Genomic DNA, 26,062 nt, shown 5'->3' with positions numbered 1-26,062 from the left:
AAAAGAATAGTTTCTTCCCGGTAGCATTTCATACCGGTTGATCACCTAAAGCTACGACTATAGGATTAAATACAAACAATATTTTTGTTAATCACCCAGGCACCCGAGAATAGCATCTACCACCCGCCGGGTATCTTCCGGGTCTCTCACCGCCACACAGCGCACACCGGCCTGTAACGCCGGATAGTCATTCCCCCCTTCAAACAGGGCGTCCCCGACGAACAACATCTCTTCAATGGTCACATGCAGCGTATCCCGCAGCTTACGGATACCATAGGCTTTATCGATGCCTTCCCGCGTAATGTCCACAGAAGTCATGCCTCCCAGGTTCACGGCAAAACCAGGGATCAATTTATCGAGTAGTGATTGAATTTTCTTTCGTTTACTGAAATCGGGGTCCCAGCTTTTTTTGGCTTCTACCGGCGCTTCCTGCCCCAGTGCCGACCAGGTGATCTGGCTACCGCGGTCTTCAATCTGCTCGCCCCAGGTACGATTTATCGTATAGCCGGCCTCGTTAACGGCCGTCTGCAAAGACCGGATGATCTTTTCTTTTTCTTCCTGCGTGAAATTCTCGGCATACAACAGTTGCCACGACTGTTGATAATGATAAAACTGCGTACCGCAGGTGGGTAAAATATACAGGGCCGGAAGTCGGGCCGACTGCGGCAACCGCTGCAGCACCTGCTTTTCAAACTGCTCCCATTTGCCGCCGGAAATGATGGCCACCTGCGCTATCTGCGTCAGGCGGCTCAACAGGCCGGCCATATTTTCATCTATAGCCGATTTGCTCACCGCCAGCGTACCATCCAGGTCAAACACGATCAGCTTTTTCATGCTGTAGTAGTTTGCGTGATTTCTCCAGCACATTGTCCACCGTAAATCCGTAGTGTTTGAACAGCTCTTTGGCCGGCGCGCTGGAACCGAAATGAGAAAGCCCGATGACCGCTCCTTTTTCACCGGTCCACCGCTCCCACCCTTCCGGAGAACCGGCCTCGATGGCCAGCCGCGCTTTTACGGCCGGCGGCAATACCTGCTGGCGGTAACTTTCCGGTTGTTCGCTGAACAGTTCCCAGCTGGGCATACTCACCACCCTTGCGTCAATATCATCTTCCCATAGCTTTTGCTGTGCGTCCAGCGCCAGTTGCACCTCTGAGCCGGTAGCGATCAGTATCAGCGCCGGCCGGTCTCCTTTTTCTTTTGACAGGACATAGGCGCCCTGTTGCAGATTACGCGCAGGCGCCACTTTGCTGCGGTCGGCAACCGGCAGCTTCTGCCGTGTTAACACCAGCATGGTAGGTCCTTTGGTGCGGGTAATAGCGGTACGCCATGCCCAGGCAGCCTCATTGGCATCTGCCGGGCGTATCACACAGAGATGCGGCATCGCGCGCAGGGAAGCCAGGTGCTCCACCGGCTGGTGCGTAGTGCCGTCTTCCCCCAATCCGATACTGTCATGCGTCATCACGTAGATCACCGGCAGCTCCATGATGCAGGCCAGGCGGATAGCCGGCCGCGCATAGTCGGTGAAGATGAAAAAGGTAGCTGCATACGTCCTGACACCGCTATGTAGCTGCAGCCCTGAACTGGCGGCACACATCACATGCTCACGGATCCCCCAGGCAATATTGCGGTTTTCATAATGCGCTTTGCTGAAGTAACCGGAGGATTTAATCAGCGTCAGCGTGGAAGGTTCCAGGTCACCGCTGCCGCCGATCAGCCAGGGTAGTTTGTCCGCCACGGCGTTCAGGAAGCCGGAAGACACTTCCCGCGTGGCTTTGGGGCCGTCTTCCGGTTTATATACCGGCACGTCCTTATCCCACCCATCGGGCAGCGGCTGGGCAACATACTGTTGCAGCAACGCAAACTGCCCCGGGTATTTATTTTGATATTGTTCTTTCAGCGTATTCCATGATTGTTCGGCTTCCTTCCCTTTTGCAATGATATGCTTCATATACTCCCGCACCTCATCGGGCACCAGGAAATCCTGGTCCGGCGGCCAGCCATAAAACGCCTTCGTGCGTTTGATCTCCTCCGCTCCCAGGGGCGAACCATGCGCCTCAGGCGTGTCCTGCCTGTTGGGTGAGCCATAACCGATATGCGTGCGCAGCAGGATCATAGACGGTTTGTCCGTCACCGTTTTTGCGGCAGCGAAAGCATCTGATATCGCTTTCAGGTCGTTGCCCTTATCCCCCAGGTCCTGCACATGCCAGTGGTACGCTTCAAACCGTTTGGCCACATCATCGGAATACGTCAGTGAGGTATTACCTTCTATCGTGATATGATTATTATCATATAAGCATATGAGTTTACCTAATCCAAGGTGACCGGCCACAGACGCGGCTTCATGGGAGGCGCCCTCCATCAGGTCGCCATCGCTGCAGAACACATAGGTATAATGGTCTACCAGCTTTATATCATCCTTATTAAAAATAGCGGCCAGATGCGCTTCAGCCATCGCCAGGCCTACGGCGGTCATAATACCCTGGCCCAGCGGACCGGTGGTGGTCTCCACCCCGGGCGTCAGCCGGTATTCCGGATGGCCCGGCGTATTGCTTTCCCACTGCCGGAAAGCCTTGATATCATCCAGCGAGACATCGTAGCCGGTGAGATGTAATACCGCATATTGTAGCATCGAAGCGTGGCCATTGGACAACACAAACCGGTCACGGTTAAACCAGTCCGGCTTCCGGGGATTATACCGCAGGTGCTCTGTCCACAATACAAACGCCGCCGGCGCCAGCGCCATCGGCGTGCCCGGGTGCCCTGAATTCGCTTTCTGTACCGCATCCATTGCGAGGCAACGAATGGTGTTAATACACTTTTCTTCGATGGTCATTGCTTTCATGATATGGCATTTAAGTGGAGAAATCAGTTAAGCAAAGCCACAAATAAGGTACCAACTGACGTAAATCATCCGCCGGCTGACTACTGTCATTTACCACGCCTGCCAGCGAGAGTACTTTTGTGATGTCAAAAACAACGATCCTAACCACTAAAAATATTCAGCTATGAAACAGACATTCAGAAAAGAACACGACTTCCTCGGAGAAAGAAAGATAAACGACACCGTATACTATTGCATCCAGACGCTGAGAGCCATCGAAAACTTCCACATCACCGGCGTGGCTGTTTCCCGGGAACCGGTCGCTGGGTTATGTTAAAAAAATCGCGGCCATGGCCAACATGGAATTGGGCATCCTCCGCCGCAACATCGGCGAGGCGATTGTAAAAGCCAGCGACCGGCTCATTGCCGGTGAACTGACAGACCAGTTCCCTACCGATATGATACAGGGCGGCGCCGGCACTTCTGTCAATATGAACGCCAATGAAGTCATCGCCAATGCCGGACTGGAATACATGGGCCATCCCAAAGGGGCCTATGAATACCTGCATCCCAACAACCACGTCAATTGCTCCCAGAGCACCAACGACACCTATCCCACCGCCCTGCGCATTGCGCTGTACCTGAAAATCAATGAGCTCCTCCTTTCCCTCGATCACCTGCAAAAATCCTTCGGCAAAAAAGGAAAGGAATTCGCCAACGTGCTTAAAATGGGCCGCACACAACTGCAGGACGCAGTACCCATGAGCCTCGGCGCCGAATTCAACGCCTTTGCCACTACCCTGCGGGAAGACCTGCAACGGCTGCGCGAAATACAGGCACTGCTGACAGAGGTCAACATAGGCGCAACCGCCATTGGCACCACCATCAACGCACCGGCCGGCTACCCGGAACTGGTGACACAATACCTCGGCGAAGTGACCGGACTGCCTATTGTACTGGCTACCGACCTCGTGGAAGCTACTTCCGATACCGGTGCCTTCGTACTGCTGTCCGGTATGCTGAAACGTACCGCCGTGAAAGTGTCCAAGATATGTAATGACCTGCGCCTGCTCTCTTCCGGACCACGGGTAGGACTCAACGAAATTAACCTGCCGCAATTGCAACCCGGTTCTTCCATTATGCCGGGCAAGGTAAACCCGGTGATACCGGAAGTGGTGAACCAAACCGCCTACTATGTCATCGGCAGCGACCTTACCATCACCATGGTGGCGGAAGCCGGGCAGCTGCAGCTCAACGTGATGGAGCCGGTCATCGCCTTCAGTCTGTTCAATATGATCACTTACCTGCAACAGGCATTCGATACGCTCCGCCTCAAATGTGTAGACGGCATCACCGCCAATGCGGATGTATCCAAAGCGATGGTCATGAACAGCATCGGCATCGTAACGGCGCTAAATCCGTTACTGGGCTATGAAACCTGCGCCGCCATTGCAAAGGAAGCGTTGAAAACCGGCAAAACCATTCATCAGATAGTCGTAGAAGAAAAAGGATATATCACAAAAGAACAGTGGAACGATATCTATTCTTTCGAGAACATGATCCATCCACACGGGATTTATACATAGGCGCAGGAATCAAAACAAGCTGAACGAAAATACAAATTCATATTTCCGTTCAGCTTACTTTTCTATTATTAATAGTTTCTTAGTCTTAAAATTGCTTTTTGCAAACTATAGGAGTGCTTGGCTGCATTTTCAACATTCCAAATTTTCTCTATAAATGGAAGAAGTGCTGAATTATATGCCGGCCCTTTACCTGCACCAGGCTTAGGAATTAATTTATCCTTGAGATCTGCATTTTTAGAAGACGGTACAATCTTCATCATCATATACAAACTCGGCTTTAAAGGGAAAATTATTTCAGAAATCCCCTTTCTACGATCAATGATTTTCGGCTCAGGAATGGTTTTAATGTCCACTCCCAACCATTTGGAAAAACCGGCCCTATCAGCCATTAACCAAGTTTCAGCCTCTTCTTGAGCTATCCGAAATATAAGACGAGGATTTACAGGAGTATTACCTAGCCACTTTTTTATCAAACTTGGAGGACACTGAAATTCATCCAAATCTGTTAGCAAAAAAACTGGGCTATCGAGTAAATTAAATTTTGGGGCTAGACTCTGAATTTGCCCACCTCTCACTGGCAGCCTGTTCTTAATAACTAAATCAGTCCTATACTCCTTGATTAATCTCTCTATTATTGCCTGGGTAACCGGATCTTCACCAACAATATCTATATCCATTAAGAAATATCTTTAAGTTCGAGTATCTGTTGAATATTAGCAGGGGCAACCTTAGGAATTACAGCTTCCGCAATCGTAAAACCAGCATCTAAATATTTCTTTACATCTTCCAACTCAAGAGCCTTAGTAATTTTAGTTCCTTCCTTCGTAGGCACCAACACAATGGTTTCATCACCGCCTATCCCTGGGTTACTTAAAATATCATAACTATGGGTTGAAATTATTACTTGGCGAACTCTCCCCTTCCTTCTCTGAAGCTTATATATAAATTCAGGCAGCTGTTTAACTATTGCCGAGTGAAGATATAACTCTGGCTCTTCTAACAATATCGTGTCCTGTCCGTCCAATAAAGCCCACATAAATCCTATTAACCTCAAAGTACCATCTGAAAACTGCGTTTCTTGCTGCTTAGCCCCCTTAGCTCTCCAATGCTCATATATTGCCTCTAGGTGCGGGATCCCATTTTTATCTTTAATAAAATCGATATTTTTCAACTGGGGAACTGCCAATTGCAGTACTTCATTTATTCTCTTCAAGAAAGAATCCCTGGTTCGCTTATTAGTTTTGTCCATGCGCTCAAGGATATTTCTCCCGTAAAAATCCTCTTTATTCGCAGCCAGCATGTAAGACTCAGCATCCCTGATCAGTTGAGGAACAATATGCAGATATTGGGTATCCTGAAAGAAGTGATAAATCTCTCTAAAATCCTTATTCGAATTCGGTTGCTCCAGCGATGTAAACTTCAATGTTTCAACATCTTCGCTCTTATCGTCTTCAGTTCTCCTTAACACGATCTTTCCTTTTGAATCGGTCACCCGCTCTTCAGAAATAGTTGCCTGCTTATCAAAAATCCCTCCTCCGCTATGCTTAAATGCTAAATAATATTTCCATAAAGGCTTCCGTGCATCCTCATTTTCTGATAGCTCAAACTCAATTCCAACATATGATTTTTGTCGAGCTGCTAAACAACGTATTTTTGAAACACCCCCTCTTTGAGCAACAGCAAATTGAAGTCCGCCAGCTTGCTTTACTATATCACGCATAAAACGTACTACGTCTAGGAAATTAGATTTTCCCGAAGCATTAGCCCCTACTACAAAAACTCTGCTTGATAATTCGACGTCGACACTTTGGAAGTTCTTCCAATTTGTCAACTTAATTCTACTTATGATCATAAACTCATGTTTTAAAGCTCTACTTCTCGCCCAAGATGAGCTTGTCCTTTCTTATTACACTCAAAAACTCACTGATAGCACTCCAAATATATGGAAAATTATACTTATTTAAAGAATTCTATCCTAATTTTCAATATCCAGAAATTGCTGTTGATATCGAGACTAGCTTGATGGCGGCCATCATTAAATAAAAAAGGGCAAAGAAACGAGTCTAACGTCTTTTCTTCACCCTTTTATCTCATATAAAATTTACCTGATTTCTTTCAGCATTTCTTTTACGGCTGTTTCCAGCTGGTCGTCTTTGCCGGCCAGGAAATCCTCATAACGCAGCGGCACACGGATATCGGGTTCCACCTGCAGGTTCTCCGTAGGACGGCCTTCTTTACCGATGGTAGCGATCATCGGGATACCGAATACGATGGTCGGATCGATTTGTCTTTCCCACCATACAGCAGTACCGGTGCCAGGAACAGGCATACCGATCAGTTTACCCAGTTTACCCTGTTTGTAGATATAAGGGAAGATAAACGCGTCGCTGTAGTTGCCTTCGCTCATCAGCACGCAGCTGGGAGCCTGCCACTGTCCCTGCGGTTCGCCACCTTTCAGCAGATCGCCCTGTGGTGCGAAGTCGAGGTATTTTTTACCGCTGAGGAAGTTGTACAGATCATCATGCAGCCATCCACCGCCGTTGAAACGGGTGTCTACGATAAGCGCCTGTTTGCCCCTGTTCTTACCCATTACTTCATCGTATACGGAACGGAAGCTGGCGTCGTTCATGCCTTGTACGTGTACATAGCCTACTTTACCACCACTGAGTTTGTCCACCATTTTGCGCATGTTGTTCACCCAGCGTTTGTACATCAGGCCACTTTCCGTGCCGCTGCTGACAGGTTTCACCGTTTCTTCCCATTGTTTGCCTGCGGCGTCAGTGAAGCTGATCAGCACAGGACGTCCTGCTTTGCGGTTGAGTTGTTCTGCCCAGTCTTTGTCAGCAGTAACGGCTTCTCCGTCGATTTTGTTGATCACAGAGCCCGCTTTCATTTTGCTGCCGGCCTTATCAAACGGTCCACCCATGATAATTTCATCTACTTTCAGCCCATCCTTGGTATAACGTTCGTCATACAGCAGACCGAGGGAAGCCGTTGCGTCGCCATCGGGGCGTACAGGGGTATAACGGCCGCCGGTGTGGGAACCGTTCAGTTCACCCAGCATTTCGCTGAGCAACTCCTGGAAATCGTAGTTATTGCTGATATGCGGGAGGAAACGGGCATAGGCGTCACGGTACATTTTCCAGTCCATATTGCGGATGGTAGGATCGTAGAATTTCTCCTTCACCTGTTTCCATGCGTGGTCCAGTATGTAAGCGCGTTCGGCAGACTGGTCCAGCAGCATTTCAGAGCTGATGCTGATCGGCGTGATTTTACCGGAAGCGGCATCTACTTTCACCACGCTGCCCCTGTTGCTTACAAAGAGGGAGTTGCCATCTTTGCTCAGTTCGATACTGCCCGGCGTACCGCCCAGTTTGGCGAGGATTTTAGTATCACCGGTGCGGGGTTCTGTTACCCACAGGTCGTATCCTTTTTCAAAGGAGGCGGTATAATACAGTTTGCTATTGTCTTTGCTCAGCACATAGTCAGCGATGGAAGCGCTGTTGATAGTGAGGCGTTGCTGACGCTCTTCCAGGTTGCTGAAGTCCGGACGGAAGTCTTTTTTGGCTGCGGTCGTGTCTTTTTTGCTGGTGGTGTCTTTTCCTCCTTTTTTGGCGTTGTCTTCCTGCTCTTTCACCAGGTTAAATTCATCTTTCGACAGTTTGTATTTATCGAAAGTTTCCTGGTCGAAGAACACCGCATAGATATCTGTTTCGCGGCTACCCTGGCGGGCCAGGGACTTACGGCCTTCGCGGCCGCTTTCCCAGGTCAGCATTTTACCGTCACTGCTCCATTTGAGGTTACCTTCACCGAAGCCGCTGTTTACGGGGTAGATATTTTCTCCTTTACCGTCAGCAGGAATAATGGTGGCATTACTGGTGAAAGCGTATCCTCGCTGGTCTTCCACTACGATCCATTTGCTGTCGGGGCTCCAGGAGAAGCTCCAGTCGCCGTCGGAATAGGAATGGTTATGGCCTTTAGGCAGCAGCGTACGGCTTTTGCCGGAAGCGATATTAAATACTTTAAGCAGGTTACGGTCTTCCACATACGCTATTTCCTTTCCGTCAGGAGAGAACAACGGTTGGAATTCTTCCGCAGCGGTAGCGATAAGCGGTTCTTCTTTCAGCACGGTGGCGGCGAAGAAGTAAGGTTCTTCTTTGCGAACGATGGTGCTTTGGTAGATGTCCCAGTTACCGTTGCGCTCAGCGGCATATACCACGCGTTTGCCATCGGGAGACCATTGCACCATTCTTTCCTGTTGTGGTGTGTTAGTGATCCTTTTGGTCATAGCGCCTTCCACGCTGGTCACAAACACTTCGCCACGGGCCACGAAAGCCATTTGTTTGCCATCGGGGCTCATGGCAAACTCAGTCACGTTACCGTTTACCGGCAGCGGCTTCTGTATGCCGTTACGACCGTCATTGAAGATGCGCACGCTGATTTTCTGCGGTTTACCACCTTCTTTCAGCGTGTATATCTCCCCGTTATAAGTAAAACAGAAAGTGTTATTGGAAGAGCGGGACAGGTGACGTACCGGATGTTTTTCAAAGCGGGTCAGCTGTTCCATTTTGTTTTTATCCCCTACAGAAGATTTGAAGAGGTTCTGGGAGATACCACCTTTTTCGCTCAGGTAATAGATACTGTTATCATTACCAAACAGCGGTTCACGGTCTTCTCCTTCATAGGAGGACACCTGTTGGTAGCTGCCTTTGTTGATGTCATACACCCAGATGTCGCGGGTAACGGAAGACACGTGGTGTTTGCGCCAGGGATCTTCATAACCTTTGCGGTCCTGGAAGATGATCTGATCGCCTTTGCTGTTGTAGCGGGCGAATTCAGCGCCGGCAGCGCTCACCAGCATAGGACGGCCGCCTGTTACCGGCACGGTGTAGAGGTTGTCAAACAAACGGTAACTGAAACGGACGCTGGCCGCAGGAGCATTACGACCGCTGCCGAAGAGCACTTGTTTGTTATCGGGCGTAAAGTCATACGGATAATCTGCATTACTATGGCTGGTCAGTCTAACTGGTGTACCACCTTCGGCAGGCATCACAAACACGTCAAAATTGCCGTAACGGTCACTCGCGAAAGCAATGTATTTACCATCATGGCTCCAGACAGGCATCATATCCTGCGCCTCATGAATCGTCAGGGGAACAGCAACGCCGCCGTTGGCGTCTACGCGGTAGATATCTCCTTTATACCCGAAGGCGATCGTCTTTCCATCCGGCGAGATGGCAGGATAACGCAGCCAGAGCGCGTTCTCCTGGGCATAGGTGGCAGTGGTGGCCATGAGCCAGGCTGCACAGGTGAATAAAAATTTCTTCATAAGGTTAAAAAGCGATTTGTTGTTTGGTCAGTATGGCAAAATAAAAAAAAGCAGGGGGAGTTCCGGCTAATTAGTGATAAATGGCACATTCAGGTGATGGTCAGTGATAGGCGATTTCCTCCAGCCGGCCGGGTTGTTGCAGGGTAATGCTACTGCCTTTGACGGTGATCAGCTTTTCGCCGCGAAATTCGCTCAGGGTATGATCAAAAAAAATTCAGGTGGATGCCTGTCCAAATTGCAGTGCTGCCGTTCGTCTGTGATAAAACAACCTGAATGAAAAAGGAAAAAATCATTTACCGCGCCGCTACGGCCGCTATTGCCCTGATTTCTATTGGCGGCGCCATAGGGCTGCTGACTTCCCCTTTTATGATCCAAACCGTTGACCAGATGGGATATCCCGGCTACTTCCGGGTGGAACTGGCCATTGGTAAGATCCTCGGCGGCCTTGCACTGCTGCTGCCGGTGGCCCGGAACATCAAGGAATGGGCTTACGCCGGCCTGGCGGTCAACGTGCTATCTGCTTTCCTCGCTTTTGCAGCTATCCATGGAGCGCCCGATCAGTATATATGGCCGGCGGTGGCCATGCTGCTGCTGATTATTTCTTATATCTACTTCAATAAGATTAACATACGGGCGGCGGCGTAACGTACTGTCAACCTGCCACTCAACCTCTTTATATGTAGTATGCTACAGGGGGCTCGCTCCCTTCCCCCGGGTTTTATAGCCCGGGGTTCATCTTTCTTATGCCTCCGGCAGGATCGCCACATCAACTTTCCGCTCTTTACAACCTGGAGATTATCTTCTCCCCACCTCCCTTTTATTAATTTTATTAAACAAAAAATCAATTTTATTAAAAATTGATTTAATTTTATTTAACCATGAAGCCAATAAAGAAGTCCTTACCACTTTCCTGCCCGAGCTGTGCTTCGCCGTTAAAAGTAACCTCACTGGCCTGTGAGGCGTGTGACACCGCGGTTTCCGGCAGTTTTGAATTACCGTTGCTGGCGCGGCTGCCGGCAGACGACCTTCAGTTTGTGATTGATTTTGTAAAAAGCAGCGGTAGTCTGAAAGTGATGGCGCAGCAGCTGGGACTTAGCTATCCTACGGTGCGCAACCGGCTCGATGATATCATCGCCAACATAGAAACAATCGAGAAAAATATAAAAACATCCCGATGAACACCTGGTTACTACGTCCGTTTACCTACATCGCCGGCAGCAAGGCGTTGCTCCTCGGCTGGGCTATCATGCTGATCACCTCTGTGGTGGCGTATTTCAGCAGGACCCATTTCGACGGTGCTATCGACGCCCATGCCGGCGCCACTGTGATGCCTTATTTCATTTATCTCCTGGAAGCGCTGATCGCCTGGGGATGTATGGTACTGGCCTGTTACGCGGCAGCGGCTATCTTCGCCCGCAGCTCCTTCCGCCTGATTGATATTGCCGGCACGCTGGCGCTGGCACGCACGCCGCTGCTGGCAATCGCGCTGATCAACTTCGGGATGCCTGTGGTAGTAAACCCCATGGACATCAACCCGATGGTCATCACGCTGGCACTGATCTCCCTGCCCTTCTTTATCTGGATGCTGGTGCTGATGTACCAGAGTTTCAGCGTTTCCGCCAATATGAAAGGCAACAAAGCGGTGATCATTTTCATCGTGGCCCTGATAGTGGCGGAGGTCATTTCCAAAGCACTCATCTCTTTCACTTTTCCGCTCCTGGTACCCTGAAATAAATAATACGGTATGAAAAAAATTTGTTTACTGCCCACCCTGCTGTTATTTTTTTCCCTGAAGATGACAGCGCAGGCCAACTACCCGGCTGCCGCCACCAAAGTACAACGCTACTACAACCAGCAGCAGGCTGATAGCCTCTACAGCATGTTTGGCCCCGCCATCAAATCTGCATTGCCACCAGACAAGACACGGGCCATGCTGGCGCAGCTGCACGGTCAGCTGGGCGATATGATACGTCTCACGCCTACAGGCGGCGATGCCAACAGCCACACGTGGAGAGCCGATTTCACCAAAGGCACCTTAACGATGCTCATCGCATTGAATCCTAACAACCTAATGGAAGGATTCCGCTTCGTTCCCTACCAGGAGAAAAAAACAACTGAGACGGAAGTTGATAACTACCCTCTCTCCGCCGACGGCGTCACTATCCACGGCACACTTACCCTGCCGGTCAGCAACGGCCCCGTGCCGGTGGTACTGCTCATCGCAGGTTCCGGTCCTACCGACCGGAATGGCAATAACAATTCGGGTTTAAAAACAAATGCCTACAAAATGCTGGCAGAAACCTTACAAGCCGATGGCATCGCCTGCCTGCGTTACGACAAGCGGGGCGTAGGCGCCAGCGCTACCGGCAAACCGGAAACAGATATTTCCTTTGAAGGCACCGTGAAGGACGCGGCCGGTTATATCAACCTGCTGAAAGCAGACAAACGTTTTTCCCGCGTCATCGTCGCCGGCCACAGTGAAGGCTCCATGATCGGCTTGCTGGCGCTGCAGCGCAGTCCGGCAGACCGGTTCATTTCCCTTGCCGGGCCCGGCGAGCCTATAGATCTCATCCTGGAAAGGCAGCTGGGCGCACAATCCGCTGCATTGGCCGCCAGGGCGAAAATTATGCTGGACAGCCTCAAACAGGGCCACAGGGTCACTAACACGGAGCCCGCGTTACAGGGATTGTTCTATTCCGCTGTACAGCCTTATATGATGTCGTGGTTAAAATATGCGCCGCAGCAGGAAATCGCCAAACTGAAAATCCCCATCCTCATCGTACAGGGTGCTACAGATATACAGGTAAGTGTGAAAGATGCGCAGCTGCTGAAACAGGGCGCTCCCGCCGCGCAACTGAAAATCATCGGCCAGATGAACCATGTGCTGAAAACGGCGCCGGCTGCCGGCGGTGTTAACGATACCAGTTATACAGACCCCAGCCTGCCGCTGAACCAGGAGCTGGTAAAAGTGATGGAAGATTTTATCAAAAGCAGATGAGCCGCTATTGTTCGCGCGAGCTTTTTTTGCGCATCTCTTCAAAGAAAGGTGTTCTTCTTTCTTCCACACACCGCAAGGCATAGAGGTACAGGGCGGCAGACCATGACTGCCAGTTCTGGCCTTTAGGCAGCCCATCCTGCGCGTGCAGCCACTCATTGAAACCATACGCCAGTGGCTGCGCGTGTGACGGCTTCACCGCCTGCGCCAGTGCATACAGCTTCTTTTCCGCCAGTTGATATCTTCCGGCAGCTACTAACGCTGCTATATATACGCCGCAAACGAAAGGCCATATGCCACCATTGTGATAGTCGCCGGGCTTGTTGAACTCCGCGTCCCGCGGACGCCAGTCCGGGTCACCGGGCTGTACGAAAGGAAAAAAATTCGGCGGCAGTTCGGAAGCCAGCTCTCCCCGCTCCCGCATCACATCACATTCTGCTTCTATCCAGGCAATCATACGCGCTGCCCTCGACGGAGAAGCAATGCCCGTAAGGATAGCAAGGCTGTTGCCCAACAAGTCGAACCGTTCGCTACTGTATATCTTATACGACCAGCAGGCGTAATAAGGTTTACTCTTTACGGTGAGACCTTCATGCACATGCCGCTGCATGTAGTTACAGGTGATGGTGAAATGCCGCATCTCCTGCAGAAAAGCGTCTGCCCGCTGATGCCGGTCAAACATACGCAGCCCGGCGTAAACCAGTGTATTCACATACAATCCGTAGCCTAATACCCATTGCTCATCGCGCCAGTCGCTGGTAGGCAGCTGCGCCACCAGCAACCGGTCGGACGGGCACTGATAATATAACCACGTCAGCGCTTTTTCCGCGGCTTCCTGCAGAAAGGCGGTTTCTCCGGTGAGTTGCCGGTAAATACTGACGCCCACCAGGAAGAGCGGTGTCGTGTCGCTGGCACCCAGGTTTTCCGGATCGTGTGCCAGCGAAGGGATGTGCCCGTGTCCCGTCTGGTTCTTCGCCAGCACTTCCAGCACCCTGCGCATACTGAGGACCAGCTGTTCATCGCCGGAAACAGCGATGCCAAAGAAAGTAAAGACCATATCACGGGTGTACGGTTCGGGATATGCCCAGCCTGCGGTGCGCGGCAGACCCGCACAGGGGCCGCGGCGGTTGTGATGCAGCACTTCCAGCGCTGCTGTCCTGGCCTGTTCCACTTCTGCTGTAATGGTGTACGTTTTCATGCAATACCCAGTTTTTCATGTACAATCTCTAAAAAATGACGGGCCACCACCCGGTAGTCGAAACATTGTATTACGCGGTCCCTGCCCGCGGCTCCCATCCTTATACGCAGGTCCCTGTTGAGCAGCAACTCCCGGAGATGTGCAGCAATATCTGTCGCATCGGCCCGGTAGTCGACGGTGCGGGGCCGGTCGAACACTACCGTGCGCCTGCCGTCAAAGCCGGACTCCGCGCCCACCACCACCTCATTTAACACCACCTCGCGGGCGACCCCTGCCAGCAGGGCGGTTTCTCCATGCACCAGCGTGTCCAGCATACCCATGGCACGCATACTGACAACGGGCTTACCACAGGCGCCCGCCTCCACCTGCGTCATACCAAAGCCTTCCAGCCTGGAAGGTGCGGCGTAGATATCGCAAGCCCCCATCAGGTAAGGCATGAAGTTGCGCGAGATTTTATATTGTGTATAGATCACCTGCTGATCTATTCCCAGTTCACGCGCCAGCTGCATGTCCGCTTCATTCTGGTTGTCTGTCCGCTCCTGCGGCCATACCTTACAGACATATTTCCACGGCGGCATTTCCCCGTTGAGCTGTGCCAGCGCATGCATTACTTCCTGTGCGCCCTTTGAAGCCGCATCGCCGCCAATGGTGAGGATCATCAGCTCATGGTCCCTGATACCCAGCGCTTGCCTTACGGCGGCCACTTTAGGATCAGCGACAGCAAAAGGGCGAAAGGCATCCGTATCACACCCTACCGGCAGCACTTCAATATGCCTGCCGCTGATGCCATCACGGACGTACATTTCTTTCACCCAGTTGGAGGTGACCAGTATCAGCGGTAATGTATTGAGCGCCTCCTGGTAGTTAGCGATGTAACCATCAGCCACCAGCCAGGGCACAGCGGTACAGCCGAAATGCTGCGGATGCTGCACCAGGTAAGGGATGTACCCCCAGTACCCCACACCGGTGACCACGTCGGGTTTAAACCACCGGTAATACCATTCTTTTTCCTGGTTGGATTCATAATGCGCGGCGTGAACTTCTACACCCAGTTCCTTCAGGCCTCTGTATAGCAGGTCTCCCTGGGTGGCCAGGCCGCCAGGGCCCGCCGGATAATCATATAACACGAGTACTTTCATGGCAGGATACGGTTTCTGTTCAGCCATTGTGCCGCCTCCGCTACCGTGCTGAACGTCCGGAACGCTTCCGCAGAGGGGATGATCTTTGCTTCCCAGCTATCGTGGCTAAATCCATATATATCGGTGATCAGTGCTTTTTTCCGTTGATAGATGCCCGCAGGTAACGGCAGGTATAGATCTGCTGTGGGATCTGGCTGCGGAAAATGGCTGCGGTTGCCATCGTGATAGGCGAAAAACCAGAGCTCCGGTGAGGCTAACCGCTGCTCCCGCCACAATTGAAACACCGCTTCGCTGACCTCCTCATGCCGGCGGTGCCTGGTATACTCTCCGCAGATGTTGTGGGTAATGATCAGGTCAAACTGTGTAAAGGGCAACAGTTGCAGTACCTGTTCCGCCACAGCCGGTATGGGCAGCGGCGTCTGCTCCGGGCCGTCGTCCATATCGGCCATTTTCCCTGTGGCGCCCAGTGCCTGTAGTACGGCGGCAAAGCGGGGCGCCCTGTCGGCATCACTGCCCCGGCAGATACAGGCGACAAAGCAGCTCCATTCAGGATGGCTTAGCAATGTGCCGCCTGCCCACAATGTTTCATCGTCCGGATGCGCCACAATAACGGCCACCTTTTTCTGTCTGAAAGATTGCATGGTTGCTCAGGTGCTGGTATACCGGTGACCAAGGCATCAAGAAACGTACCCGAAGATGCAGGCACAGGATGATCCGATTGTATTCAAAATGAAAAAAGACCACACCGGGATTTTTCCCGATAACATTTGATTAACTAACAATTAATCAATTTGACTTTATTTTTGTCCTGATTATTGTATAGTTAGGATAACTACCATCACCGAAAAATCAACCAACCCTGTGGTTCAACCCATCACAAATGAAGAAAAACCAACCGTTTACCGCAGATTCCGGGAAACTGCAACGGTATGCATTCATCGCCGCCTTTCTCGACCTGCAGCTGGATCAACAGCTCCGGCAGGGCGCACTGACCATCTTCTCGCTGAACAGGTTAACCGCTACGCCACTGGCAGATGCAGTCCGTTGGACCGGGGAGGCGACAGCGCAGGCAGAACAGCAACGTTACCCGCCGGCAGATGAAGAAGACGGTAAGCTCCCATCGGCACCAGGCGATACCGGACCACTGTTGTCCTGTTATCCCTTACCACTCCCTGTTCCATCTTTCTCAATGCCAGCGGAAGACACCCGGTTGTCAACCTTTCACCATACAGCACACCTGCTCCGCTGGTTGTCTTTAGTATGTGGGCAACTGCTACCCTTTCATGCCGTCATCCCGCTGGCACAGCAAATCAAACGCAGCGCGGTCATCTGGTACCTCAAAAGCAATAGGAGCAATGGCATACAAATATGTATATCTTCCTTCCCGCAGGCGATCGATTTCCGGCACAATAAAAGCCAGCAACAAAATTATCGCCGTAACAGGGAGGTACACCTTCCCCGCTTCTACGACATTGTGTTACATTTACGCATTATATTTCGTATATTGAAGCTACACCCCGACGACGGTAAGGATAATGAAATAGGCCCCTGTGCCTCCGGACCAACAGATTATTTCATTATTAAACCTAAGTCATGGACAAAAAAAGTCTGATCATAAAAATCGTCAGCGGATATATTGAAATGCTTGAGGCAAGGACGGACAGGGATGAATACGAAAATGACATTCTGGAAGCGTTACAGACACTTTGTGACGGGGCAGCACAAATGGATTCTGAAAAGGCACTTGACTGGTGGCTGGATGTCATGTGGGAGATCATCACCGACCTCGGTCTTCATAATTGAATAACGACCATGAATTTTGGGAAAGTCATCAGAACGCTCAGAGAACAAAAAGAGCAAAATCAACGCGATTTCGCGGATTACATTGGCATCAGCCAAACAAGCCTCTCTTTGATTGAAAGCGGAAAAACCACGCCAACAGAGGCAACGCTGGACAGGATAGCAACCCGGTTTAATACCAGAAAAGCCTTACTGGTAATGGCTGCGATTGAAATTGACAAAGATTTCCCTCCTAAAACAAGAAAGCGGTTTACCGATTTGTTTCCCACTTTCGAAGAAGACGTCTGGTCGCTGATTACAGCAAAATAGAACCTATATAATATAAAAGGAGTAGCGATCGCTACTCCTTTTATATTTATGTTTTCAGGCTGACCGTTTCCCGGTAGTGGCCATGGTGACTGACCGACGCCGGCCAAACCTCTCCTCCGGCCTTATCCCGGATAAAAGGCACGCCCGCTTCATCTTTCAGCAACTCCTCTCCCGGCTGTTGGCAATAAACGACCTGCGGCCACCAATCTGCCAATGCTACAGCGATGGTGTGCAGACAGCTACCGGTAACGACCGTACGAAAAGGATACTGCCGGTCCTGGTATTGCACCATGCCCGCATCCGCCCCGGAAAGCTGCACACGATATTGCAGCGGTGCATATATCCGTTGCCGTGTATCCCGGTGGATGATCTTATATGCCGCCTCCTTGGCGCTCCACAGCAGCCATACCATCCGGTCCGGATCAGTGGCCTGCCCGATCAGCAGCTGTTCTTCCGGAGAGAATATTTTATGCAGATAACCTTTCCGGCGCCAGTTACTTTCCACCGCCGCCAGCTGAAGGTCTACCACATCATTGCCGATCATGGCGCTGCCAGCTTGTTTTCCACTACTTCCATCGCCGAACGTACATTGATCATCTTCTCCATGGAGTCGTTGTCGATCACGATGTTAAATTTCTCTTCCACGTCCAGCACCACATCCACCAGGTTGGCAGAATTAATTTTCAGGTCCCGGAGAAAGTCCGTGTCTTCATTCAGTGTTGCCAGCGCCTCCGGATTTTTGGTATAAGGCGCCACCACTTCCTTGATAGTGGCCATTAAGGCTGTTTTATCCATGATATCAGGGTTTATATTTTTTAAGAATAACACAGGCGTTTACATCGCCAAAGCCGAAACTGGCTTTAGCAATCACCTGAAGGTCTTTATGCACCAGCTGTTGCGGTATCCTTTCCCGCGGCACAATGGCCGCAATCTCCGGATGCAGGTCTTCGCTGTTGATATTCGGAAACAGAAAGCCCTGCTGCAACTGCAGCACCGCCGCTACCAGCTCTATACTGCCGGATGCGCTGAGGCAATGGCCCACCAGACATTTGAGCGCGTTGATATAGGGAAACTGTGTGCCGCTCCTGTTGAGTGCCAGGCTCCAGTTCTCTACTTCCGTGGCGTCTTTACTGGTGGCCGTCAGATGGCCATTGATCGCATCTATTTCATCCGGGTGTATGCCTGCATCCCGCACGGCTTCGCGGATACAACGCTGTACCGCTTCACTGTTGGGGGCCGTCATACTGCCTTCATTGCATTGTCCGCCGGAATTCACATGTCCGCCGGCAATCTCAGCGTAGATCGTCGCGTTTCTTTCCAGCGCGCTCGCCAGCGATTCCACGACCAGCGCGCCTGCGCCCGCCCCCGGCACAAACCCGCTGGCGGTGGCGCTCATGGGCCTGGAGCCGGCGGCGGGCCTGTCGTTATTTTTGAAGGTACATACTTTCATGGCATCGAAGCCGCCCCACACATAAGGGCCTCCGTCGGTGGTACTGCCAGCCAGCATCCGCCGCGCCTTGCCGGCACGGACCCGGTCATAGGCCATCAGCAAACTCTCCGCGCCGGTAGTACAGGCCGAAGAATTGGTGGTGACCTGGTTGCCCAATGCCAGCTTACCGCCGAGCCACGCGCTGATACCACTGGCCATCGTCTGTGCAACAACGGTGCTGCCTAAACGCCGTACCTGCAGTTCATCCACCCGATGGATAGCTTCCCGCATCTTGTCCACCCCGGAAGAACCGGTACCGAAGATCACGCCACTGTCCCAGTCGGGTTGCTGCACCGCTTTCCCTGCCGGCAAACCGGCATCCTGCCAGGCTTCCATGCCAGCCATCACACCATATAACACGGCCCCGCTGTTGAAGCCTTTCAGCTCCAGCGGATCGAAATACTGCAGCTTCAGCGCTTCCGTCACCTCCGGCGTACCGGCTATGCGGCAGGAGAAATCCAGCGCCGCCAGCTGCGGATCAAAGCGGATGCCCGATACTCCCTGCTTCACCGCTTCGGTAAAAGCAGGAATACCGGTTCCGTTGGGGGCTACCACGCCCAGTCCTGTTATCACTACTCTCTCCATCAGTTGTGAATTACGAATTACGATTAGCGGGATGAACGATCATGCCGGCTATCTCCCCGCTGCTCACTGTCTCCCCCTGCGCGTTGATCATCGTTACCCGGCATTTCAGTTTACCGAAACGGAAATATATTTTTTCCCCCGTCACCGTGACTTTCTCTCCCGGCAATACCGGCCGCATAAATTCCACGTGGGTGGACGTAAGGCCAAAAGACACGCCCTCCGGGCCTCCTGTGAGATAGATACCGAGGCATACCAGCCCTATCTGCGCCATCACCTCCGTCAGCAACACGCCTGGTGTTACAGGGTATCCTTTAAAATGTCCTTTGTAAAACTCCATGTCCGGGCGGAAGGTAAAGCTTCCTGTCACCTGCTGTTCATCAATTGCTTCGAGCGTATCCACAAACAGGAAAGGTGCGCTGTAAGGTAGTTTTTCCAGTATAGCTGCTGTCGTCATAAATCCGTTTACTGTATATGTGCGCCGCCATCTACCGGGATCACGGCCCCGTTCACCCAGGCGGCTTCATCTTTGCATAAAAGGTATACCATATTGGCCACATCTTCCGCGGTGGTCAGCCGGCCGAAAGGGCTGCGGGCCAAGCTATGCTCCAGCAGCTGCTCATGACCGGGGATCATGCGCAGGGAGCGGGTGTCTGTTGCCCCGGCCTGTATACAGTTGGACCGTATGCCGTAAGGGGCGAACTCCAGCGCGATGCTGCGGCTGATGGCTTCCAGCGCAGCCTTGGCGGCGGATACCGCCGCATAATGTTTCCAGGCGCGGTGGCTGCCTTCACTGGTAAAGGACAATACGCGGGCATCTGCCGCAAAAAGCCCCTGCTCAAAGATCTCCCGGGTCCAGTCGTATAAACTTACCGCCATATGCTCCAGCGTGATCATCAGGTCGTCCGTTTCCAGCGCGGGAGTACCGGTCATCGCTTTCAGCGTGCCTTTGGCGACACTGTGCAACAGGCAACGGACACGCCCCTGCGGCCCCATTCTCCGCTGCAGCTCCTTCAATACGAGGGTGCGCCGCTCTGCCTGCGCAGCGTTGATATTAAAAGTCATCACCTGTACGCCGGTCGCGCGCAGCGCTTCAAACGCAGCGTTTACCGCTTCCATTTCTATGCCGGCGTTGCGGTGCACAATACATACATGCATCCCATGTGCCGCCAGCTTATAGGCGGATGCCAGCCCCAGCCCGCTGCTGCCGCCCAGTACCAGCGCCCAGTATTCTTTCGATGCAAACTCTTTTACCATTGTAACAATATTCTTTGTGCGGAAAATCCCGGACCGAAGCTCAGCATCAGCCCTTTGTCGCCTGCCGGCACTTCCTTTTCGAGGATGCGCTCCAGTACATACAACACTGTGGCGCTCGACATGTTACCGTATAACCGCAATACCTCTTTGGTATCATCAATATTTTTTCCGGAGCCGGCGAAGAGCTCCTCCACCGTCTGAATAATTTTCCTTCCGCCGGGATGGAAAATCAGCTGGTTCACTTCTTCTATGGAAGTGCCGTGACGCGCCAGGAAAGGATGGATAATATCGCCAAAATGCGCCGCTATCTGCTCAGGCACGGCGATGTCCAGCACCATCTGCAGCCCGGAGTTGGAAAGATGGAAGCCCATCAGGTGAGTGGCCTCATAAAAGTGATACATCTCCGTGCCTACGATGGCCGGTCCGGCGTCTTCCTCATGAGATGACAATATCACACAGGCGGCGCCATCACCGAAGATGGCGGCAGAGACAATATTAGCCATGGAAAAATCCTGGTGCTGAAAAGTAGCGGTGGGCGATTCCACTGCCACCACTGCCGCCCGCTTACCCGGATTGGCCTTCAGGAAATTATAGGCGTAGATCATCCCGGAAACACCGGCGGCACATCCCATTTCCGTAACGGGCAACCGTACAATGTCCTGCCGCATTTGCAGGGTATTGATCAGGTAAGCGTCCATGGAAGGGATCATAAAACCGGTGCAGCTCACGGTGATGATGAAGTCGATATCACCGCCCTGTAAGCCGGCCTTGTCCAGCGCGCCCTGCAGGCAACGCCGCCCCAGCTCCGTTCCTTCGCGGATATACAAATTGTTTTTTTCTTCAAAGGAGGTGCAGCGGAACACTTCCTCCGCATTCATGATAGAATAGCGCTGGTCCACCGCTGCGTTCTCAAAGATTTTCTTCACTTTTCTGATAAACCGTTCGTCTTGTCCGGCCAGCCACAGGTCCAGGTACGACATGATCTCGCTGGTAGGCCTGGTATATGGCGGCAACGCCTTGGCTACTGATTGAATTTTTACGCTCATAAATTAGTTATAACCCATTGGTAGCGGAAAGCCCATTTCCAACGGAGGCTTTGACGCCTGATATTTAGTTTTTGTGCCAGCAGCATCAGCTCTGACCGTTTGAACCCGCGCAGGATGGAGGCAAGGCCATCATAACGCGTCATTTCTTCCAGGCGCAGCGCATAACATAACAGTTGAAACAACCGGTAGGCCATGCTGCTGCGATGCAGGTCGTTGACCACAATGCCGGCAGCAGCGCACCGGCGGAAATGCTGCATCAGCGCCAGTATCTCCGGATCGGTAAAATGATGCAGCGTCAGTGTCAGCAGGAGGATGTCTCCTTCCATTTGCGGGAACGGGCCCTGCGTAACATCGAGGCAATGGTAACTTATTTCCGGGAAGGCAGCGGACAGTTCCCCTGCGAGGCGGACGGTGAACGGATTGGCATCGATGCCTGTCAGCCGTAGCTTCCATTGTTTTTTCCTGCCGTGTTCCGCGAGTGTTCGTAACATGTCGCCGTTACCACAGCCGATGTCCACAATGTGCACTTCCCTTCCGGCGGGCAGTTGGCGCATCAGCATGTCTACGCCTTTTACCGTGATACGGTTGCCTCCCAGCCGCCGGTTGATCTGTGCGATCTTTTCCAGCGCCCGTTGCAGGCGTTCACCCTCCATGGTAAAATCATCCATAATCTCGGGTGTCAGTATACGCTGTGATAAATCCATTTTGATATTTAAACGACTAAATAACTAAATCGCCGATAATGAAAGGATGAAATATCTGAATGATACATCCCCATCATTAAATGGCCAAATATTTCCCGTGTGTCTGCCGGATAATAAACGGCAATATCGCCGGCACCGATGCCATTTGTTGCACCAGCCAGGTCGACAGCCGGTCTTTCAGGAACAGGTTGTTGAGCAGCCGCCCCATTTTCATCCGGTAGCTGAATGCTTTTTCCCATTCCCGGGTATATTCCGTTTCCATCCGTTGGCGGTCATATCCGGCGTCGTGGCAGTAGCGCAAAACGACGGTCGCCGCTATCCGGGCGCTGTGGATCGCCATGGCCATGCCGTTACCACAAAGCGGATGGATAAGGCCGGCGGTGTCTCCCGTCATCAGCATATGTTGTTCCACTTTTGTTTTCTGTCCGAAAGAAATCTGGCTGATGGCCAGCGGCTGATCAAACAAAGGACGGCTGTTGTTAAAAATTGTTTTCAGGTGATGATTGCGGTACAACACTTCTTCGCGGTGCCGGTCGATATCGCCGTAGCGCCGGAAGCTGTCCATCTGTACGAGGTAGCAGATATTGAGCGCGCCTGTTTCCGTTTTGGATACGCCGCAGTAGCCGCCGGGAAAATTGTGCAGGGCCACCAGCCCGTCGGGAAAAGCGCCTTCGTAGTGTCCCTTTACGGCCAGCCAGGGGGCGGGTTTACGGAGAAAGGCGCGCGACAGCCGCTGGTCCAGGGTAGAGCGTTTGCCAAAAGCGCCCAGGGCGATGGTGCCTGTCAGCGGGGCATGTGTTTTCATCTTCACCACACAGCGATCGTCGCGGTATTCCACATCGGTGACGGTGTCGGTGATCAGTTGCACGCCTGCCGCCAGCGCTTTGCCAAGCAGGAAATGGTCCAGGGTGTAACGGCTGATGCCAAAGCCGCCCAGTGGCAGCGTTGCCGAGATGGTTTTACCGTTGGCAGCAGAGAGCAGCAGCCGGGAAATATCTGCCGGCGCCAATACCGCGGGGTCGGCGTCCAGCCATTGCAGGTAGGGTAATATTTCGTTGGAAATATATTCTCCGCAGACCTTATGGCGGGGATAGGTGTTTTTTTCAATCAGTGACACCGGCATTCCTTCCCTGGCGAGGTGGATGGCGCTGGTAAGGCCGGCAAGACCGCCTCCTATTATGATAATATGATGCTCTAAGCCCATGTACATGAGCAATATACGACATATTTAACAGTACAGTTGCCGTTTTGCAGCAGTGGGCGGAGCGGGCGGTCAGGGAGAATGGGGCGCGTCAGGGGTGGGGATATCCGTTGGCCGAGCAGCGGGCGGTGCATTTTTTTTGCTGATGATGATCACTTTGCCGGATATTTCCCAGGAGTAATGGAGGGGCAGGAGTATTTCGTCGAGCAGACTGCGCAGTTCTGCACCTGACTGCTGCAGGGACACTTTCACATCATAGGGGGCAGCGTGGCTGCCGAAGAAGCGGAGGCCTGTCTGCTGGCTGATCAGTTTGAATACTTCCCGCAGCGGCGCGTTGCGTACGTTCACGTTGACTTTTATTTTTTCCGCCTGATTGGCCGCGTGATGTGGTGAGAGGTAAAAGAGGGGGAGCCAGAGGATAAGGAAACGTGTCTTCATAAAATAATGACGAGGGAAGTTTTGGAATCGTGAATAGCTAAAGGGGTGAGACCGGTCAGGGGTTTTTCAATGATAGTGCCGGATCGTAAAAGATCATTACAAATATCCAAACGCATCGGACTTCAAAAAGTACTATAGCGCGATTGTTAATTCCCCCGGGCTTAATAAAGTCCCCGGTAACTAAATCATGCTTTACAATTGCTTAACAAATCTATGATGGTTGCGGTTGTTTCCCCGATGGCAGAATATCTTAATTTGGTAACAGTATATTAACGCACAGTTAATACTATTCATGTAACTGTTCTGAAGACCCCTTTATTTTTATTATTCCCGGATAACCATTGGCAGATACAGGGAATATTATTTATTGACCGGTAAGTTATGCTAAAACATAATTCAATTGGGGGAAAGTACGATGGAACCTTACACTGATGCACAATTGGTAGCTGATTTGAAAATCGGCAGCGAGTGGGCATTTACCCAGCTATATAACCGTTATTATAAACGGCTGCACATCGAGGCCAACTACGTGTTGAAAGACGCGGAAGAAGCGGCCGACGTGGTGCATGATGTACTGATTGTTATCTGGAACCGCAGGGACAAGCTGGCGGACAATCTCCATCTGAAAAGTTACCTGGCCACCTGTGTACGGAACAAATGTATGGACCGTATCCGGCGCAGCGTGGTAAAAGAGCGCAACGTACACCAGTATATGAGCCTCAAAGAGCTCACCACCTGCATTAATCCTATGGAACGTAAAGAACTGTCGCTTCAGTTGGCCACCGCTATTAACGCACTGCCGGTAGCCCAGCGGACTGTCTTTGAAATGTCATACATGGAAGATAAGACGCAACGCGAAATCGTGGCGGAAAAAAACCTCTCTCTGCAAACGGTGAAAAATCAAATGAGCACTACCCTTAGAATTCTGAGAAAAAAACTAAAATCTTCCCGCGACCTATAGTACTTTTTGTCGTGAACACCGTTAATAGGATAACATCCGATTCAAATGGATTATGAAAAAATCAGAGAGCTCTCCCTGGATGAGCTGGCGGACATGATCAGCGAGGAAGACAAAGCCTTTCTGCACAGCGCCATCAGGGAAGATCTCCAGGCACGCAATATCTGGGAAAGCATCCAGCGGGACCGCTCCCGGCTACTGGCTGATGCAAGCGAAAGCCATGATCAGCATCCCGTTGAGGAGGTACTCACAGACCTCCATAAACGGAGCGGGCGTCGTTATGTCCTGAATATCAGCAGTATTGCTGCCGCCTGTCTGCTCGCCATCACCGCCGGCTGGTACCTGTTCAGGCCTGCTGAACGGCCACCGCTGGCAGTCGTATCGGACAGCGTTCCCAATACCATCCGCCTTGTGACGGCTGAAGGTAAAACCATCGATCTCAGCAATGACTCCGCCGGTATCCGGGTGGGCAACGCCATATTAAACAACACACAGCGCACGCTCAGCTTCGACGCCAGCCACCAGAGCGGTAGCGGGATCAATACCCTCACCGTTCCAGACGGCAAAGACTATCACCTGCTGCTGGCAGACGGCACCCGCATACAACTGAACGCAGCCACCACCATCAGCTTCCCGTTCACCTTCCCGGGAAAAACCCGCGAAGTGACCATCAGCGGGGAAGCATATATACAGGTTGCCGCCAAAGCAGACCAGCCGTTTATCGTGCACCTGCCCGGCAATACGGTGAATGTACTGGGCACGGCCTTTAATATCAATACCTATGATTCAGGCCTCGTGAAAATAGCCCTGGTGGAAGGCTCCGTGAAAGTGGCCACCGGCAAAAAGGACATCGTCCTCAAACCAGGCTACGAACTCACCAGCGCCCGCGACGGCATCACCAAAGAAACCTTCGACGCTGACAAGGTGCTGGGCTGGCGCACAGGCGTATACACCTTTGAAAACGCTTCCCTGCAGGAACTCGCCCCCGTTATTATGCGGTGGTTCGGCGTCACCATCGCCCTGGATAATCCAAGAGTCCGCAGCAGACGCTTCTTCGGCATCATCGACAGAAACCAGCCCCTGCAGGCATTCCTGCATAACCTGGAACGCGCAGACGGTATCAAATCCAGCTACGATCAGCAAGGCGTTCTTCATTTTGAATAGGCACTTTTGACAAGGCACTGTTCCCCAAAACAGACCAGAATACACG

General features: G+C 51.9%; 28 protein-coding genes. 11 read left to right on the top strand and 17 right to left on the bottom strand.

What is annotated here, in order from left to right:
* Nucleotides 1-87: 87 nt before the first annotated feature.
* Both B5D63_RS04390 and tkt read right to left on the bottom strand, forming a co-directional pair.
* Nucleotides 88-834 carry an HAD-IIB family hydrolase gene (locus tag B5D63_RS04390; protein WP_078667528.1) on the bottom strand — a complete coding sequence of 249 codons (747 nt, stop codon included), beginning with the start codon at nt 832-834 and terminating at the stop codon, nt 88-90.
* Nucleotides 812-2,842, bottom strand: a complete 2,031-nt coding sequence (gene tkt, locus B5D63_RS04385; RefSeq protein WP_078667527.1) for a transketolase — start codon at nt 2,840-2,842, stop codon at nt 812-814. Before tkt ends, B5D63_RS04390 begins: the two co-directional genes overlap by 23 nt.
* A gap of 163 nt (nt 2,843-3,005) precedes the next feature.
* Here tkt and B5D63_RS35875 point away from each other — a divergent pair, with 163 nt between their 5' ends.
* Entirely contained in the window at nt 3,006-3,158 is a 153-nt protein-coding gene (locus B5D63_RS35875) for a hypothetical protein (protein WP_200816911.1), read from the top strand.
* Between the two features lie 13 nt (nt 3,159-3,171).
* A complete protein-coding gene (locus B5D63_RS04380) occupies nt 3,172-4,407 on the top strand; it encodes an aspartate ammonia-lyase (protein ID WP_200816910.1) in 1,236 nt (411 codons plus the stop codon).
* A gap of 68 nt (nt 4,408-4,475) precedes the next feature.
* Here the strand turns inward: B5D63_RS04380 and B5D63_RS04375 are convergent, their stop codons facing one another.
* The 3 genes from B5D63_RS04375 to B5D63_RS04365 form a co-directional block, all read right to left on the bottom strand.
* Complete coding sequence (locus B5D63_RS04375) at nt 4,476-5,084, bottom strand: hypothetical protein (RefSeq protein WP_078667526.1); 609 nt, start codon at nt 5,082-5,084, stop codon at nt 4,476-4,478.
* On the bottom strand, nt 5,084-6,259 hold the full coding sequence (locus B5D63_RS04370; protein WP_078667525.1) for an AAA family ATPase: 1,176 nt from the start codon (nt 6,257-6,259) through the stop codon (nt 5,084-5,086). The genes B5D63_RS04375 and B5D63_RS04370 overlap by 1 nt, the downstream gene beginning before the upstream one ends.
* A 249-nt stretch (nt 6,260-6,508) precedes the next feature.
* Nucleotides 6,509-9,736: a S41 family peptidase gene (locus tag B5D63_RS04365; protein WP_078667524.1), complete on the bottom strand. Its 3,228-nt coding sequence runs from the start codon at nt 9,734-9,736 to the stop codon at nt 6,509-6,511.
* A gap of 273 nt (nt 9,737-10,009) precedes the next feature.
* On the opposite strand from B5D63_RS04365, the gene B5D63_RS04360 reads away from it, so the two are divergent.
* From B5D63_RS04360 to B5D63_RS04345, 4 genes are all read left to right on the top strand, one after another.
* A complete protein-coding gene (locus B5D63_RS04360) occupies nt 10,010-10,381 on the top strand; it encodes a DoxX family protein (RefSeq protein ID WP_078667523.1) in 372 nt (123 codons plus the stop codon).
* A gap of 233 nt (nt 10,382-10,614) precedes the next feature.
* Nucleotides 10,615-10,914, top strand: a complete 300-nt coding sequence (locus tag B5D63_RS04355; RefSeq protein WP_078667522.1) for a DUF2089 domain-containing protein — start codon at nt 10,615-10,617, stop codon at nt 10,912-10,914.
* Complete coding sequence (locus B5D63_RS04350) at nt 10,911-11,465, top strand: hypothetical protein (RefSeq protein ID WP_078667521.1); 555 nt, start codon at nt 10,911-10,913, stop codon at nt 11,463-11,465. The genes B5D63_RS04355 and B5D63_RS04350 overlap by 4 nt, the downstream gene beginning before the upstream one ends.
* Nucleotides 11,466-11,480: 15 nt before the next feature.
* Complete coding sequence (locus tag B5D63_RS04345; protein ID WP_200816909.1) at nt 11,481-12,734, top strand: alpha/beta fold hydrolase; 1,254 nt, start codon at nt 11,481-11,483, stop codon at nt 12,732-12,734.
* A 4-nt stretch (nt 12,735-12,738) separates the two neighbouring features.
* Here B5D63_RS04345 and B5D63_RS04340 read toward each other — a convergent pair whose 3' ends face one another.
* The 3 genes from B5D63_RS04340 to B5D63_RS04330 are packed head-to-tail and all read right to left on the bottom strand — an operon-like array spanning nt 12,739 to nt 15,709.
* The gene (locus B5D63_RS04340) at nt 12,739-13,929 is read right to left on the bottom strand and encodes a glycoside hydrolase 100 family protein (RefSeq protein ID WP_078667520.1); all 1,191 of its coding nucleotides are present in this window, start codon (nt 13,927-13,929) and stop codon (nt 12,739-12,741) included.
* Nucleotides 13,926-15,068, bottom strand: coding sequence for a glycosyltransferase family 4 protein (locus tag B5D63_RS04335; RefSeq protein ID WP_078667519.1), 1,143 nt, complete (start codon nt 15,066-15,068; stop codon nt 13,926-13,928). Before B5D63_RS04335 ends, B5D63_RS04340 begins: the two co-directional genes overlap by 4 nt.
* Nucleotides 15,065-15,709 (bottom strand): PIG-L deacetylase family protein, encoded by a 645-nt coding sequence (locus B5D63_RS04330; protein WP_078667518.1) that lies wholly within the window; start codon nt 15,707-15,709, stop codon nt 15,065-15,067. Before B5D63_RS04330 ends, B5D63_RS04335 begins: the two co-directional genes overlap by 4 nt.
* A 239-nt stretch (nt 15,710-15,948) precedes the next feature.
* On the opposite strand from B5D63_RS04330, the gene B5D63_RS04325 reads away from it, so the two are divergent.
* Genes B5D63_RS04325 through B5D63_RS04315 form a run of 3 tightly spaced genes read left to right on the top strand, consistent with a single transcriptional unit; the run spans nt 15,949 to nt 17,177 of the window.
* Nucleotides 15,949-16,680: a hypothetical protein gene (locus B5D63_RS04325; RefSeq protein WP_078667517.1), complete on the top strand. Its 732-nt coding sequence runs from the start codon at nt 15,949-15,951 to the stop codon at nt 16,678-16,680.
* On the top strand, nt 16,662-16,871 hold the full coding sequence (locus B5D63_RS04320) for a hypothetical protein (RefSeq protein WP_078667516.1): 210 nt from the start codon (nt 16,662-16,664) through the stop codon (nt 16,869-16,871). Before B5D63_RS04325 ends, B5D63_RS04320 begins: the two co-directional genes overlap by 19 nt.
* Before the next feature lie 9 nt (nt 16,872-16,880).
* The gene (locus tag B5D63_RS04315; RefSeq protein WP_078667515.1) at nt 16,881-17,177 is read left to right on the top strand and encodes a helix-turn-helix domain-containing protein; all 297 of its coding nucleotides are present in this window, start codon (nt 16,881-16,883) and stop codon (nt 17,175-17,177) included.
* Nucleotides 17,178-17,223: 46 nt separating this feature from the next.
* On the opposite strand, the gene B5D63_RS04310 is transcribed toward B5D63_RS04315, so the two are convergent.
* The 9 genes from B5D63_RS04310 to B5D63_RS04270 form a co-directional block, all read right to left on the bottom strand.
* Complete coding sequence (locus B5D63_RS04310; RefSeq protein ID WP_078667514.1) at nt 17,224-17,721, bottom strand: 4'-phosphopantetheinyl transferase family protein; 498 nt, start codon at nt 17,719-17,721, stop codon at nt 17,224-17,226.
* The gene (locus B5D63_RS04305; protein WP_078667513.1) at nt 17,718-17,972 is read right to left on the bottom strand and encodes an acyl carrier protein; all 255 of its coding nucleotides are present in this window, start codon (nt 17,970-17,972) and stop codon (nt 17,718-17,720) included. The genes B5D63_RS04310 and B5D63_RS04305 overlap by 4 nt, the downstream gene beginning before the upstream one ends.
* Before the next feature lie 4 nt (nt 17,973-17,976).
* Nucleotides 17,977-19,251, bottom strand: a complete 1,275-nt coding sequence (locus B5D63_RS04300; RefSeq protein ID WP_078667512.1) for a beta-ketoacyl-[acyl-carrier-protein] synthase family protein — start codon at nt 19,249-19,251, stop codon at nt 17,977-17,979.
* A gap of 10 nt (nt 19,252-19,261) precedes the next feature.
* A complete protein-coding gene (locus B5D63_RS04295) occupies nt 19,262-19,705 on the bottom strand; it encodes a 3-hydroxyacyl-ACP dehydratase FabZ family protein (RefSeq protein ID WP_078667511.1) in 444 nt (147 codons plus the stop codon).
* An 8-nt stretch (nt 19,706-19,713) separates the two neighbouring features.
* The gene (locus tag B5D63_RS04290) at nt 19,714-20,505 is read right to left on the bottom strand and encodes an SDR family oxidoreductase (protein ID WP_078667510.1); all 792 of its coding nucleotides are present in this window, start codon (nt 20,503-20,505) and stop codon (nt 19,714-19,716) included.
* A complete protein-coding gene (locus B5D63_RS04285) occupies nt 20,499-21,551 on the bottom strand; it encodes a type III polyketide synthase (protein WP_078667509.1) in 1,053 nt (350 codons plus the stop codon). Before B5D63_RS04285 ends, B5D63_RS04290 begins: the two co-directional genes overlap by 7 nt.
* Nucleotides 21,548-22,255, bottom strand: coding sequence for a methyltransferase domain-containing protein (locus B5D63_RS04280; RefSeq protein ID WP_078667508.1), 708 nt, complete (start codon nt 22,253-22,255; stop codon nt 21,548-21,550). Before B5D63_RS04280 ends, B5D63_RS04285 begins: the two co-directional genes overlap by 4 nt.
* Before the next feature lie 76 nt (nt 22,256-22,331).
* Nucleotides 22,332-23,465, bottom strand: a complete 1,134-nt coding sequence (locus B5D63_RS04275; protein WP_235021458.1) for an NAD(P)/FAD-dependent oxidoreductase — start codon at nt 23,463-23,465, stop codon at nt 22,332-22,334.
* 63 nt (nt 23,466-23,528) lie between these two features.
* Nucleotides 23,529-23,894 carry an STN domain-containing protein gene (locus tag B5D63_RS04270; RefSeq protein ID WP_078667507.1) on the bottom strand — a complete coding sequence of 122 codons (366 nt, stop codon included), beginning with the start codon at nt 23,892-23,894 and terminating at the stop codon, nt 23,529-23,531.
* 415 nt (nt 23,895-24,309) lie between these two features.
* Between B5D63_RS04270 and B5D63_RS04265 the strand changes: the two genes are divergently transcribed.
* Both B5D63_RS04265 and B5D63_RS04260 read left to right on the top strand, forming a co-directional pair.
* Nucleotides 24,310-24,855: an RNA polymerase sigma-70 factor gene (locus B5D63_RS04265; RefSeq protein WP_078667506.1), complete on the top strand. Its 546-nt coding sequence runs from the start codon at nt 24,310-24,312 to the stop codon at nt 24,853-24,855.
* A gap of 45 nt (nt 24,856-24,900) precedes the next feature.
* Nucleotides 24,901-26,016, top strand: a complete 1,116-nt coding sequence (locus B5D63_RS04260; RefSeq protein ID WP_078667505.1) for a FecR family protein — start codon at nt 24,901-24,903, stop codon at nt 26,014-26,016.
* The last annotated feature ends 46 nt before the right edge of the window (nt 26,017-26,062 follow it).

It is taken from the genome of Chitinophaga eiseniae, assembly GCF_900167135.1.
Taxonomy (GTDB): Bacteria; Bacteroidota; Bacteroidia; order Chitinophagales; family Chitinophagaceae; genus Chitinophaga; species Chitinophaga eiseniae.
The sequence above is the reverse complement of the archived record's forward strand: the minus strand, read 5'-3'. Positions and strand labels throughout refer to the sequence as shown.

Excerpts from the sequence above, each read along its gene's own strand:
- B5D63_RS04390 (WP_078667528.1), bottom strand. The coding sequence starts at position 834 with ATGAAAAAGCTGATCGTGTTTGACCTGGATGGTACGCTGGCGGTGAGC.
- tkt (WP_078667527.1), bottom strand. The coding sequence starts at position 2,842 with ATGAAAGCAATGACCATCGAAGAAAAGTGTATTAACACCATTCGTTGC.
- B5D63_RS35875 (WP_200816911.1), top strand. The coding sequence starts at position 3,006 with ATGAAACAGACATTCAGAAAAGAACACGACTTCCTCGGAGAAAGAAAG.
- B5D63_RS04380 (WP_200816910.1), top strand. The coding sequence starts at position 3,172 with ATGGCCAACATGGAATTGGGCATCCTCCGCCGCAACATCGGCGAGGCG.
- B5D63_RS04375 (WP_078667526.1), bottom strand. The coding sequence starts at position 5,084 with ATGGATATAGATATTGTTGGTGAAGATCCGGTTACCCAGGCAATAATA.
- B5D63_RS04370 (WP_078667525.1), bottom strand. The coding sequence starts at position 6,259 with ATGATCATAAGTAGAATTAAGTTGACAAATTGGAAGAACTTCCAAAGT.
- B5D63_RS04365 (WP_078667524.1), bottom strand. The coding sequence starts at position 9,736 with ATGAAGAAATTTTTATTCACCTGTGCAGCCTGGCTCATGGCCACCACT.
- B5D63_RS04360 (WP_078667523.1), top strand. The coding sequence starts at position 10,010 with ATGAAAAAGGAAAAAATCATTTACCGCGCCGCTACGGCCGCTATTGCC.
- B5D63_RS04355 (WP_078667522.1), top strand. The coding sequence starts at position 10,615 with ATGAAGCCAATAAAGAAGTCCTTACCACTTTCCTGCCCGAGCTGTGCT.
- B5D63_RS04350 (WP_078667521.1), top strand. The coding sequence starts at position 10,911 with ATGAACACCTGGTTACTACGTCCGTTTACCTACATCGCCGGCAGCAAG.
- B5D63_RS04345 (WP_200816909.1), top strand. The coding sequence starts at position 11,481 with ATGAAAAAAATTTGTTTACTGCCCACCCTGCTGTTATTTTTTTCCCTG.
- B5D63_RS04340 (WP_078667520.1), bottom strand. The coding sequence starts at position 13,929 with ATGAAAACGTACACCATTACAGCAGAAGTGGAACAGGCCAGGACAGCA.
- B5D63_RS04335 (WP_078667519.1), bottom strand. The coding sequence starts at position 15,068 with ATGAAAGTACTCGTGTTATATGATTATCCGGCGGGCCCTGGCGGCCTG.
- B5D63_RS04330 (WP_078667518.1), bottom strand. The coding sequence starts at position 15,709 with ATGCAATCTTTCAGACAGAAAAAGGTGGCCGTTATTGTGGCGCATCCG.
- B5D63_RS04325 (WP_078667517.1), top strand. The coding sequence starts at position 15,949 with ATGAAGAAAAACCAACCGTTTACCGCAGATTCCGGGAAACTGCAACGG.
- B5D63_RS04320 (WP_078667516.1), top strand. The coding sequence starts at position 16,662 with ATGGACAAAAAAAGTCTGATCATAAAAATCGTCAGCGGATATATTGAA.
- B5D63_RS04315 (WP_078667515.1), top strand. The coding sequence starts at position 16,881 with ATGAATTTTGGGAAAGTCATCAGAACGCTCAGAGAACAAAAAGAGCAA.
- B5D63_RS04310 (WP_078667514.1), bottom strand. The coding sequence starts at position 17,721 with ATGATCGGCAATGATGTGGTAGACCTTCAGCTGGCGGCGGTGGAAAGT.
- B5D63_RS04305 (WP_078667513.1), bottom strand. The coding sequence starts at position 17,972 with ATGGATAAAACAGCCTTAATGGCCACTATCAAGGAAGTGGTGGCGCCT.
- B5D63_RS04300 (WP_078667512.1), bottom strand. The coding sequence starts at position 19,251 with ATGGAGAGAGTAGTGATAACAGGACTGGGCGTGGTAGCCCCCAACGGA.
- B5D63_RS04295 (WP_078667511.1), bottom strand. The coding sequence starts at position 19,705 with ATGACGACAGCAGCTATACTGGAAAAACTACCTTACAGCGCACCTTTC.
- B5D63_RS04290 (WP_078667510.1), bottom strand. The coding sequence starts at position 20,505 with ATGGTAAAAGAGTTTGCATCGAAAGAATACTGGGCGCTGGTACTGGGC.
- B5D63_RS04285 (WP_078667509.1), bottom strand. The coding sequence starts at position 21,551 with ATGAGCGTAAAAATTCAATCAGTAGCCAAGGCGTTGCCGCCATATACC.
- B5D63_RS04280 (WP_078667508.1), bottom strand. The coding sequence starts at position 22,255 with ATGGATTTATCACAGCGTATACTGACACCCGAGATTATGGATGATTTT.
- B5D63_RS04275 (WP_235021458.1), bottom strand. The coding sequence starts at position 23,465 with ATGTACATGGGCTTAGAGCATCATATTATCATAATAGGAGGCGGTCTT.
- B5D63_RS04270 (WP_078667507.1), bottom strand. The coding sequence starts at position 23,894 with ATGAAGACACGTTTCCTTATCCTCTGGCTCCCCCTCTTTTACCTCTCA.
- B5D63_RS04265 (WP_078667506.1), top strand. The coding sequence starts at position 24,310 with ATGGAACCTTACACTGATGCACAATTGGTAGCTGATTTGAAAATCGGC.
- B5D63_RS04260 (WP_078667505.1), top strand. The coding sequence starts at position 24,901 with ATGGATTATGAAAAAATCAGAGAGCTCTCCCTGGATGAGCTGGCGGAC.